We start from the raw sequence: 11,274 nt of genomic DNA, 5'->3' as shown, positions 1-11,274 counted from the left end.
CTCACACGGAACCGACGTGCGCGCGGGTGACCCTGCGCCGGAACACCCAGTAGCTCCAGGACTGGTAGAGCACGACCAGCGGCAGGAACGCCGCGCCGATCCAGCTCAGGACGCCCAGCGTGTAGGGGCCGGAGGCGGCTTCGGCGAGCGTGAGGCCCAGCGCCGGGTCGGTGATCGACGGCAGCGCGGCGGGGAACAGCGACAGGAAGATCGTCACCGAGAACGCGACGATCGACGCCGCCGTTGCCACGAACGCCCAGCCCTCGCGCCGCCGCCCGGCCAGCGCCGCCCCGGCGAGCAGCGCACCGACCGCCGCGACCGCCGTGAACGCGGTGACGGACGTCCCGGTGGCGGCCTGGGTGAGGCCGAGGAACGCGAACACCCCACCCGTCGCGAGCGCCGCGACCCGCCGGCCGACCTTGCGGGCGCGGGCCCGCACCGGCCCGTCGGTCTTCAGCGCGAGGAAGAACGCCCCGTGCAGCGCGAACAGCGCCGTCGTGGTGAGGCCGCCGAGCAGCGCGTACGGGTTGAGCAGGTCGAGCAGGTCGGACCGCACGACGCCCGCCGCGTCGATCTCCAGACCGCGCAGCACGTTGGCGAACACGACGCCCCAGACGAACGCGGGGACCGTGCTGCCGGCGACGATCGCGACGTCCCACCGGGCGCGCCAGCGCGGGTCGTCGACCTTGCCGCGGTACTCGAACGCGACACCGCGCAGGATCAGCGCCACGATGACCAGCAGCAGCGGCAGGTAGAACCCGCTGAGCAGGCCGGCGTACCAGGCGGGGAACGCCGCGAACATCGCACCGACGGCGGTGATCAGCCAGACCTCGTTGCCGTCCCACACCGGGCCGATCGAGTTGATCATCACGCGGCGGTCGGTGTCGGCGTGCTTGCCCCGCCCGATCACCGGCAGCAGCATGCCGACGCCGAAGTCGAAACCTTCGAGCACGAAGTAGCCGGTCCAGAGCACCGCGATGGCGACGAACCAGACGGTCGGCAGATCCACGGCTTCGCTCCTCAGTAGATGAACGCGGGGACGCGTTCGTTGTCGGCTGTTGCGGGCATGACGTGCGCGGGCCCGGCCTTGACGTACCTGTGGAGCAGGCGGACCTCGACCACGGCGAGCACGCCGTACAGAGCGGTGAAGACGCTGAGCGAGAACGCGACCTCGCCGAGGCTCACACCGGGGGAGACGCTCGCGGCGGTGAGCAGCTCACCGACCACCGTCCACGGCTGGCGACCCATCTCGGTGAGCACCCAGCCGAAGATGTTGGCGGCCAGTGCGGCGGGCAGGCCGAGCATCGCGACCTTGTACATCCAGCGGCGTTGCGGCAGCCGGCTGCCGCGGGTGAGCCACAACCCGACCACGCCGATCCCGACCCCGGCCAGACCGAGGGCGATCATCAGCCGGAACGACCAGTACAGGACCGGGATGTTGGGCCGGTAGTCGCCGGGGCCGAACTGCTCCTGGAAGCGGGCCTGGAGCTCGTGGATGCCTTCGACCTCGCCGTTGATCGAGCCCGTCGCGAGGAAGCTGAGGACGTAGGGCACCTCGATGTCGACGATGTTGCGCCCGGCGTCCAGGTCGCCGATCGCGACGATCGAGAACCCCGCCGGGGCCTCGGTCTCCCAGAGCGCCTCGGCCGACGCGAGCTTCATCGGCTCGTACTCGGCCATCAGCTTGGCCTGGTTGTCGCCCGAGACCGCGACGATCGCACCGGCGACCGCGGTGACCGCCAACCCGAGCCGCAGCGTGCGCCGGAAGAGCGCGCGCTCCTCGGGGGCGCGCAGCAGCCGGTACGCGCTGACCGCGACCACGAAGAGCCCGGCGACGACGAACGCCGCGCTGACGACGTGGACGTAGGTGGAGATCGCCTGCTGGTTGGTGAGCACGGCGCCGATGTCGGTGAGGTGCGCGCGCCCGCGGGCCTCGTCCACCTCGAAGCCGACGGGGTGCCGCATCCAGGCGTTGGCGGCGAGGATGAAGTACGCGGAGAGGTTGGAGCCGATCGCGGCGGCCCAGATCGTGGCCAGGTGCACCCTGCGGGGCAGCTTGTCCCAGCCGAAGATCCAGAGCCCGATGAACGTCGACTCCAGGAAGAACGCGAGCAGTGCCTCCATCGCCAGCGGCGCGCCGAAGACGTCGCCGACGAAGGTGGAGTAGGTGCTCCAGTTCATCCCGAACTGGAACTCCTGGACGATCCCGGTGACCACACCCATCGCGAAGTTGATCAGGAACAGCTTCCCGAAGAACCGGGTGGCCTGCAGGTACTCGACCTTGCCGGTGCGGTGCCACGCCGTCTGCAGCACCGCGACGATCACCGAGAGGCCGATCGTGAGCGGCACGAACAGGAAGTGGTAGATCGTCGTGATCCCGAACTGCCACCTGGCCAGGTCCAACGCGTCCACGGTCGAGCCCCCGCTCCGTCGAACTTCTACGTCCTGTAGTAGTTCTACACGAAGTAGAAGTCCGGTGCGTAGGAGCAGGCTCACACGCAACGTGTGCGTCCCGCACGTGTTGCCTGGAAAGCCACCTTCCCGGCGCCACAGGACGGGAAAGTGGCTTTCCAGGCACCCCCGGGGCGGAGCCCCAGGGGCTGCCTCGCCGCGTGGGTTTACGTCGAGAGCGAGATGAACTCCTTGCCCGCGGCGTTCTCCACCGTCACGGCCGCGACCTCGCCGATCGGGATCGCCGCCGAGCCGTTGAGGGTGACGCCGTTCGCCTCACCCGTCGCGGGGACGGTCCACGAGCCCGCGATCTCCTGCGTGCCGTCCTTCGCGACGACGATGATCCGGCAGCGTTCCCCGGCGGGGATGCCGCGCACGTTGGCGGTGAGGCGCACCCAGTTGGCGGCCGGGCTGACCGTCGCACGCATCGCGACGTGGCCCGACTGGTCGGTTCCTTCGACGTTCACGGAGCCGGCCACCTGCGTGACCGACGATGTCGTCGACGTGACGCGGCCGACGACGATCCCGCCGCCGAGCACAGCCGCCACCACGGCCGCGGCGGACAGCCCGACCACCCATCTGCGCCGGCGCTGCGGCGCCGCCTTCTCCGCGCGGACCTGCCGCAGCGTGCGCTGCAGCACCAGGTCGCCGTCCGGTGGGCCGTCGAGGAAGGCCTCAGGCGGAAGCTCGCCGAGCAGATCCGTCATCTCCCGAAGCTCCTCCCATTCGCGCCGGCAGGGCGCGCATCCCGCCATGTGCTGCTCGACGGCACGCGCCTGCTGGGCGTCGAGCAGCCCGAGCGTGTACGCGCCGATCTCGACGCCGTCGTGCCCTGCGGCCGTCACGCGATCACCCCGTCCTTCACGCCCTCGGCATCGGAGAGCCGTTCCCGCAGTGCCCGCAGCGCGTAGTAGGAGCGGGACTTGACCGTGCCCGCCGGTATGCCCAGCGCGGCAGCGGCCTCGCCGAGGCTGCGGCCGTGGAAGTAGATCTGCTGCAACACGCCGCGGTGGTCCTCCGAGAGCGAGTCCATGGCGCTCAGGACGGTCACCGATGCCACCACCTGGTCGGCGTGGTCACGCGAGATGGGAGGGGTCTCCGGCGACTCCGGGACCTCCCGCGGCCGGGCGGCCTTGGCCCGCATCCGGTCGGTGACGATGTTGCGGGTGACGGTGAGCAGCCAACCCCGCGTCGAGCCCTTGCCGTTGGTGATCACCTCCGGGTGCCGCCAGGCCCTGATCAGGGTTTCCTGCACGACGTCCTCCGCGGCCGCCCGGTCGCCGAGCAACCGGGTGGCGTAGGCGAGCAGCGCGCGCCCGTGTTCGGCGTACACCGCGTGGACCAAGGCCTCGTCGGCCTCGATGCGCGCAGGGGCGGCCTTCCTCGCGGGTCTACCGCGGATCGCCATGCGCCCTCCGTTCGGGTCCGGGCAATGTGGGTTCGAGAAGGGCGGACCCTATCCGTCACGATCGACCACACGGACGCGGCCACCGAACGGTTCACCGCGCCGGCTGAAACGCCTGTGAAAGCGCACCCGTGCTTTCATATCGCTGCTCCTGAACCGTCCTCGCTCGCGATCCGTGTAGGAGACATGAAGCGAACCGGCCCCCTGCTGACCCTGCTGGCTGTTGCGGTTCTCGGCGCGGCCCTGTTCGTGGCGAACAGGGCGGGCGACCCGGCAACCGCTCCGCCCGCCCCCGCGGCGCAAGCCACCAACGCCGAAGCGGCTCCACCGCAGCCGCCCGCCGAGGTCCCGCCCGAGGTTCCCGCCGAGCCCGCGCCCGCCGTCGAGAAGCTCGCCTACGCGGGGCAGACGCCCGGCAAGGAGCTGACCATCGCGATCGCGGTGGAGGCCGGCAAGGCGGTCGCGTACGTCTGCGACGGCAAGAAGATCGAGGCCTGGCTGGAGGGTGAGGTGAAGGGCAGCTCGGTCGAGCTGAAGAACTCCGCCGGCACCTCGACCGTCAGCGGCACCGTCGACGAGAAGAAATCGACGGGCACGATCACCGTCGCCGACAAGTCGTGGTCGTACGACGCAAAGGCCGCGACCCCGCCCTCCGGGCTGTACGAGGGCCGCGCCGACGTGCAGGGTGTCGCGAACCGCGTCGGCTGGATCGTCTTGGAGGACGGCAGCCAGGTCGGGATCCGGTCGGCGAACGGCGTGGCGCAGCCCGCACCCCCGCTGAACCCGGCCGACCTCGGTGCTGTCCGGATCGACGGGGTTCCCGTTACCGTCACCGCCATCGACGGCGGGGACAAGGTGATCAAACGATGACGGAGACCGTACGCATCCAGCGCCGGCGGGAACCCTCCGGCGCCGGAGGTTTGCTGCTCGCGCTCGTGATCGGGGTTGCGGTCAGCGTCGGCATCGGCGTGTACGGGCAGCTGCACCAGGCCGCGTTCTTCGCGTTCAACGTGGCGGGGTTCTCCTCCGGCACGTCCGCGAAGGCGTGGCTCGCGACGATCGCGTTCCTGCTCGCGGTGGTGCAGGTGATCTCCGCGATGATCATGTACGGCCGGTTCGGGAGCTGGTCGCCGCCATGGGTGAGTGGCCTGCACCGGTGGTCGGGCCGGATCGCGGTGCTGGTCACGGTGCCGGTCGCGGTGCACTGCCTCTACGCGCTCGGGTTCCAGCACGGCGAGCCGCGGGTGCTCGTGCACTCGCTGGCCGGCTGTTTCTTCTACGGCATGTTCGTCGCGAAGATGCTCCTGCTGAGCCGCAAGAACGTGCCCGGCTGGAGCCTTCCCGTGCTCGGCGGCCTCGTCTTCACCGGGCTCACAGTGCTCTGGCTGACATCCTCGGTGTGGTTCTTCAGCACCTCCGGACTCACCTTCTAGCCCCATCCTCTTCTAGGAGAAGCATGTCTACGCCCTCACGCAGGGCCGTGCTGATCGGCGCCTGCGGCACCTGCGCGGCCGCGCTCACGGCATGCGCCGGCTACGGCCCCGGCCGTTCGAACCCACCGGCGCCGGCCCCGGCCGGGCCCGCCCCCGCGGGTGGCGCCGCCAACGGCTCCGGGGCGGCGCAGATCGCCTCGACCGCGGACATCCCGGTCGGCGGCGGGCTGATCTTCGCCGACCAGGACCTGGTGATCACCCAACCGACCGCGGGGACGTTCAAGGCGTTCTCGGCGACGTGCACCCACCAGGGCTGCGTGGTCGAGAGCGTCGCGGACGGCGTCATCAAGTGCCCCTGCCACGGGAGCGTGTTCGCCGCGGCGGACGGTTCGGTCACCGACGGCCCCGCGCCGACCCCGCTTCCTGCGAAGCAGATCACCGTCTCAGGGACGGCCATCACACTCGCCTGAGCAGGTACGCAGCCCTTCCGCTCACTAGAATCACCCCTCTGCGACCTGTACGAGCCGCACCGGTGCGGTCACGGGAAGCGACGGAGGGAGTCGTCGATGACCACGGCGAAGGTCGACGGGGACGCGCTGGACCGCAGCGCGCCCGACGAGCCGGAGGAGCTGTCGCTGGCAGCGGAGTTCCCGGCGCCCAGCCGGGACGCGTGGGTGCGGCTCGTCGACCAGGTCGTGGCCAAGTCGGGCCGGATCGGGGCTGGCGCTGATCCCGGCGCCGGCGTGCGGAAGTTGGTCCGACGCACCCTCGACGGCATCGCGGTGCAGCCGCTGTACACGGCGCAGGACGTTCCGGAGAGCCCGGTCGGCGTGCCGGGAGCGGCCCCGTTCGTGCGCGGCTCGCGGGCCGCGGGGCCCGTGCCGGCCGGCTGGGACGTGCGGCAACGCCACGCCGACCCCGACGCCGCCGCGACCAACGCGGCCGTGCTTGCCGACCTGGAGTGCGGTGTCACGTCGATCTGGCTGGTGCTCGGCGAGGGCGGCACACCTGTCGCCGACCTGCCGGCGGCGCTCGACGGCGTGCTGCTGGACCTCGCCCCGGTCGTGCTCGACGCCGGCGCCGATGCGCAGGCCGCCGCGGAGGCGTTCCTCGCGCTCGCCGCCGAGCGCGGCACGCCACCCGGGGAGCTGCGCGGGACGCTCGGGCTCGACCCGATCGGGCTGCGCGCCCGGACCGGGGACGCCCCGCCCGTCACGTCGGTGATGCCGATCGCGGAGCGGGTCGCCGCCGAGTTCCCGCAGGTCAAGGTGATCGTCGTGGACACGGTACCGGTGGTCTCGGCGGGCGCGTCCGACGCGCAGGAGCTCGGGTTCGCCCTCGCCGCCGGCGTCGCCTACCTGCGTGCGCTCACCGATGGCGGGCTCGACCTCGACACCGCCGCGCGGCTGCTGGAGTTCCGCTACGCCGCGAACGCCGAGCAGTTCCCGACGATCGCAAAGCTGCGCGCCGCGCGGCGGCTCTGGTCGCGGGTGCTGGAGGCCAGCGGCGGCGCGCCGGCCGGGCAGGCGCAGCACGCCGTCGCCTCACCGGTGATGCTGACCCGCCGCGACCCGTACGTGAACCTGCTGCGCGGCACCGTCGCCGGCTTCGCCGCCGGCATCGGCGGTGCCGACGCCGTGACGGTGGCCCCGTTCGACGCCGCCATCGGCGCGTCGACGCCGTTCTCCCGCCGGATCGCACGCAACACCCAGGCGCTGCTGGTCGAGGAGGCGCACCTGGCCAGGGTGATCGACCCGGCCGGCGGTTCGTGGTTCGTCGAGTCGCTCACCGACGAGCTGGCCCGCGCGGGATGGGTGTTCTTCCAGGACATCGAGGCGGCGGGCGGCGTCGTGGCGGCGCTGGACTCCGGGTTCGTCGCCGACGCCGTCGGTGCGGTGCGGGAGCGGCGGATGCGCGATGTCGCGACCCGGAAGGCGTCGCTGACCGGTGTGAACGAGTTCCCCGACCTCGACGAGAAGCCGGTGCCGCGCCAACCGCTGCCCGAGCGCGGCGGTGTTGTAAGAGGTGGGGGCGGGCTGCCGAGCATCCGGCTCGCCGAGCCGTTCGAGACGTTCCGCGACCGCTCCGACGCGCAGCTCGAAGCGTCGGGCTCGCGGCCACGCGCGTTCCTCGCGACCCTCGGTCCGCTCGCCGCCTACACCGCCCGTGCGGGCTTCGCGCGCAACCTCCTGCAGGCCGGCGGCATCGAGTGCGTCGAGGCCGGCCCGACCGATGCCGCGAAGGAGGTGGCCGCCGCGTTCGCCGAGGCCGGCACGCCTGTCGCGGTGCTCTGCTCGACCGACGCGCTCTACACCGAACGGGCCGCGGAGACCGTCGCCGCGCTGCGCGACGCCGGCGCGCGCCACGTCCTGCTGGCCGGCAGGTCCGACGTCGACGGCCTCGACGGGACGCTCTACGCAGGGTGCGACGCGCTCGCCGTGATCGACGCCGTGTACTCGGCGCTGGAGGACGTCCGATGATCCCCGACTTCACGAAGATCGACCTCGACATCGACCGGGACCCCGGCGCACCCTCGACGACCTGGGCCGACGCCCTCGCCGGCACGCCCGCACCGGAGGCGTGGGAAGCGCCGGAGGGGGTGACCGTCAAGCCGCTCTACACGGCGGCCGACACGGCGGAGCTCGACTTCCTCAGGACGTTCCCCGGCATCACGCCCTACCTGCGCGGGCCGTACCCGACGATGTACGTGACCCAGCCGTGGACGATCCGGCAGTACGCGGGCTTCTCGACCGCCGCGGAGTCGAACGCGTTCTACCGGCGCAACCTCGCCGCGGGCCAGAAGGGCCTCTCGATCGCGTTCGACCTCGCCACGCACCGCGGCTACGACTCCGACCACCCGCGCGTCGCCGGCGACGTCGGCATGGCGGGCGTCGCGATCGACTCGATCTACGACATGCGCCAGCTCTTCGACGGCATCCCGCTGGGCGAGATGTCCGTTTCCATGACGATGAACGGCGCGGTGCTGCCCGTGCTCGCGCTCTACATCGTCGCGGCCGAGGAGCAGGGCGTCGCGCCGGAGCAGCTGACCGGGACCATCCAGAACGACATCCTCAAGGAGTTCATGGTCCGCAACACCTACATCTACCCGCCCGCGCCGTCGATGCAGATCATCTCCGACATCTTCTCGTTCACGTCGCGGAACATGCCGAAGTTCAACTCGATCTCCATCTCCGGCTACCACATCCAGGAGGCGGGGGCGACCAACGACCTGGAGCTCGCCTACACCCTCGCCGACGGCGTGGAGTACCTGCGGGCCGGGATCGACGCGGGCCTGTCGGTCGACACGTTCGCGCCGCGCCTCTCGTTCTTCTGGGCGATCGGCATGAACTTCTTCATGGAGGTCGCGAAGATGCGCGCGGCCCGGCTGCTGTGGGCGAAGCTGGTCAACCAGTTCGGGCCGAGCAACCCCAAGTCGCTCTCGCTGCGCACGCACTGCCAGACGTCGGGCTGGTCGCTGACCGCGCAGGACGTCTACAACAACGTGATCCGCACATGCGTCGAGGCGATGGCCGCGACGCAGGGCCACACCCAGAGCCTGCACACCAACGCGCTCGACGAGGCGCTCGCGCTGCCGACCGACTTCTCCGCCCGGATCGCCCGCAACACCCAGCTGCTGCTGCAGCAGGAGTCCGGCACCACGAGCGTGATCGACCCGTGGGGCGGCAGCCACTACGTCGAGCGGCTCACCTACGACCTCGCGCGACGAGCGTGGGCGCACATCACCGAGGTCGAGCGGGCCGGCGGGATGGCGCAGGCCATCGACGCCGGCATCCCGAAGCTGCGGGTCGAGGAGGCGGCGGCGCGCACCCAGGCCCGGATCGACTCCGGTCGCCAGCCGGTGATCGGCGTCAACAAGTACGTCGTCGAGGAGGACGAGCAGATCGACGTCCTGAAGGTCGACAACGCCGGCGTGCGCGCGCAGCAGATCGAGAAGCTGCGCAGGCTGCGGGAGGAACGCGACGACCGGGCCGTCGAGAGCGCGCTCCAGGCGCTGACGAACGCCGCCGCGGCGATCGCGGAGGGCAGCCCGCGCGGCGACGGCGACAACGTGCTCGCGCTCGCGGTCGACGCGGCCCGCGCGATGGCCACCGTCGGGGAGATCTCCGACTCGCTGGAGAAGGTGTTCGGGCGCCACGCCGGGCAGATCCGGATCATTTCGGGCGTGTACTCGGCCGAGGCGGGGAAGAATCCGGCCATGGACCGCGCGCGTGAGCTGGTGGACGAGTTCGCGGCCGAGGAGGGCCGCCAGCCCCGCATCCTCGTGGCGAAGATGGGGCAGGACGGGCACGACCGCGGCCAGAAGGTGATCGCCACCGCGTTCGCCGACCTCGGTTTCGACGTCGACGTCGGGCCGCTCTTCCAGACCCCGGCCGAGGTGGCGCGCCAAGCGGTCGAGGCCGACGTGCACGTCGTCGGGGTCAACTCGCTCGCGGCGGGCCACCTGACGCTGGTGCCGGAGCTGCGCGACGAGCTCGCGAAGCTCGACCGGCCCGACATCATGGTCGTCGTCGGCGGCGTGATCCCGCCGGCCGACTACCCCGCGCTGTTCGAGGCGGGCGCGGCCGCGGTGTTCGGGCCGGGCACGGTGATCGCGGAGGCCGCCGTCGACCTGCTGCAGAAGCTGACCGCGGCGCTCGACCATTGATGGGGCACTGATGCCCCGACCCGTCGACGTCCCCGCGCTGGTCAAGGGCGTGCTCGGCGGCTCGCGCTCGTTGCTGGCGCGGGCGATCACGCTCGTCGAGTCGACCCGCGCCGAGCACCGGCAGGCCGCGCAGCAGCTGCTGGTGGAGCTGCTCCCGCACGCCGCGGAACGCAGCACCGTGCGGGTCGGGATCAGCGGTGTGCCCGGCGTCGGGAAGTCGACGTTCATCGAGACGCTCGGCACCCGGCTGACCGGTGACGGGCACCGGGTGGCCGTGCTGGCCGTCGACCCGTCGTCGACGCGGACGCGCGGCTCGATCCTCGGCGACAAGACCCGCATGGCCCGGCTGTCGATCGACGAAGCCGCGTTCGTGCGGCCGTCGCCGACCGCGGGAACGCTCGGCGGGGTCGCCAGGGCCACCCGCGAGACGATCGTGCTGATGGAGGCGGCCGGGTTCGACGTGGTGCTCGTCGAGACCGTCGGCGTGGGGCAGTCGGAGATCGCCGTCGCCGGCATGGTCGACACGTTCCTGCTGCTCACGATCGCGCGCACCGGCGACTCGCTGCAGGGCATCAAGAAGGGCATCCTCGAGCTGGCCGACGTCGTCGCGGTGAACAAGGCCGACGGCCCGCACGAGCGCGACGCCCGCGCGGCGGCCCGGGAGCTGACGAGCGCGTTGCGGCTGGTCACGCCACAGAGCGCGGCCTGGAAGCCGCCCGTCATCCCGTGCAGCGCGCAGACCGGCGGCGGGATCGACGAGGTCTGGGCGGCCGTGCGCCGCCACCGCGGCACCCTCGACGAGCACGGCGAGCTCGCCGGCAAGCGCGCCGGGCAGCAGGTGCAGTGGATGTGGGCGATGGTCCGCGACCAGCTCATGGACCGCCTCCGCGACGACCCCGGCGTCAAGGAACTGCTGCCGGGGCTGGAGGCGGGCGTCCGGGCGGGGGAGCTGCCCCCGACCCTCGCGGCGCAGCAGCTGCTCGGACGGCTCGGGCTGGCGGGGGAGTAGGCCGGCGCCGCGACGGGCCGGGTGGCAACGTGTGCGGGGCGCACGCATTCCGTGCCTCGGCGACACGTTCATCCGCGACGTGTTGGCCGCGCCCTGAGCGGGTGAGTCGACACTTTCAGCACGGTGAGTCGTCACCTTCAGCCCGGTGAGTTGTCACTTTCAGCCCGGTGAGTTGTCACTTTCAGCACGGTGAGTCGACAGCGCGGGGAGGGCGGGCGGTATCGGAAGTGACAACTCACCGTGCCGGAGGTGTCGACTCACCGTGCCGGAGGTGTCGACTCACCGTGCCGGAGGTGTCGACTCACCGTGC

The 11,274-nt window shown here is 71.7% G+C and carries 10 protein-coding genes; 6 read left to right on the top strand and 4 right to left on the bottom strand.

Features of this window, described 5'->3' with window-relative positions; genetic code table 11:
- Position 1 precedes the first annotated feature (1 nt).
- The 4 genes from cydB to LL648_RS40985 all read right to left on the bottom strand — a co-directional run bounded on the left by cydB (position 2) and on the right by LL648_RS40985 (position 3,859).
- Complete coding sequence (cydB, locus tag LL648_RS41000) at positions 2-1,009, bottom strand: cytochrome d ubiquinol oxidase subunit II (protein ID WP_232668381.1); 1,008 nt, start codon at positions 1,007-1,009, stop codon at positions 2-4.
- Positions 1,010-1,020: 11 nt separating this feature from the next.
- Positions 1,021-2,412: a cytochrome ubiquinol oxidase subunit I gene (locus LL648_RS40995; protein WP_232668380.1), complete on the bottom strand. Its 1,392-nt coding sequence runs from the start codon at positions 2,410-2,412 to the stop codon at positions 1,021-1,023.
- Positions 2,413-2,618: 206 nt separating this feature from the next.
- Positions 2,619-3,296: an anti-sigma factor gene (locus LL648_RS40990; protein WP_232668379.1), complete on the bottom strand. Its 678-nt coding sequence runs from the start codon at positions 3,294-3,296 to the stop codon at positions 2,619-2,621.
- Positions 3,293-3,859 (bottom strand): sigma-70 family RNA polymerase sigma factor, encoded by a 567-nt coding sequence (locus LL648_RS40985; RefSeq protein ID WP_232668378.1) that lies wholly within the window; start codon positions 3,857-3,859, stop codon positions 3,293-3,295. Before LL648_RS40985 ends, LL648_RS40990 begins: the two co-directional genes overlap by 4 nt.
- 183 nt (positions 3,860-4,042) lie before the next feature.
- Between LL648_RS40985 and LL648_RS40980 the strand changes: the two genes are divergently transcribed.
- The 6 genes from LL648_RS40980 to meaB all read left to right on the top strand — a co-directional run bounded on the left by LL648_RS40980 (position 4,043) and on the right by meaB (position 10,964).
- Positions 4,043-4,726, top strand: a complete 684-nt coding sequence (locus tag LL648_RS40980) for a hypothetical protein (protein ID WP_232668377.1) — start codon at positions 4,043-4,045, stop codon at positions 4,724-4,726.
- A complete protein-coding gene (locus tag LL648_RS40975) occupies positions 4,723-5,289 on the top strand; it encodes a DUF6529 family protein (RefSeq protein WP_232668376.1) in 567 nt (188 codons plus the stop codon). Before LL648_RS40980 ends, LL648_RS40975 begins: the two co-directional genes overlap by 4 nt.
- 23 nt (positions 5,290-5,312) lie before the next feature.
- A complete protein-coding gene (locus LL648_RS40970; RefSeq protein WP_232668375.1) occupies positions 5,313-5,759 on the top strand; it encodes a Rieske (2Fe-2S) protein in 447 nt (148 codons plus the stop codon).
- Between the two features lie 96 nt (positions 5,760-5,855).
- The gene (locus LL648_RS40965; RefSeq protein ID WP_232668374.1) at positions 5,856-7,769 is read left to right on the top strand and encodes a methylmalonyl-CoA mutase family protein; all 1,914 of its coding nucleotides are present in this window, start codon (positions 5,856-5,858) and stop codon (positions 7,767-7,769) included.
- A complete protein-coding gene (gene scpA, locus LL648_RS40960; RefSeq protein WP_232668373.1) occupies positions 7,766-9,955 on the top strand; it encodes a methylmalonyl-CoA mutase in 2,190 nt (729 codons plus the stop codon). Before LL648_RS40965 ends, scpA begins: the two co-directional genes overlap by 4 nt.
- Positions 9,956-9,965: 10 nt before the next feature.
- Positions 9,966-10,964 carry a methylmalonyl Co-A mutase-associated GTPase MeaB gene (gene meaB / locus LL648_RS40955; RefSeq protein ID WP_232668372.1) on the top strand — a complete coding sequence of 333 codons (999 nt, stop codon included), beginning with the start codon at positions 9,966-9,968 and terminating at the stop codon, positions 10,962-10,964.
- The last annotated feature ends 310 nt before the right edge of the window (positions 10,965-11,274 follow it).

It is taken from the genome of Pseudonocardia sp. TRM90224, assembly GCF_021245725.1.
In the GTDB taxonomy this organism is placed as follows: domain Bacteria; phylum Actinomycetota; class Actinomycetes; order Mycobacteriales; family Pseudonocardiaceae; genus Pseudonocardia.
Note: the sequence above shows the minus strand (reverse complement) of the source record. Positions and strands in the feature narration are given on the sequence as shown.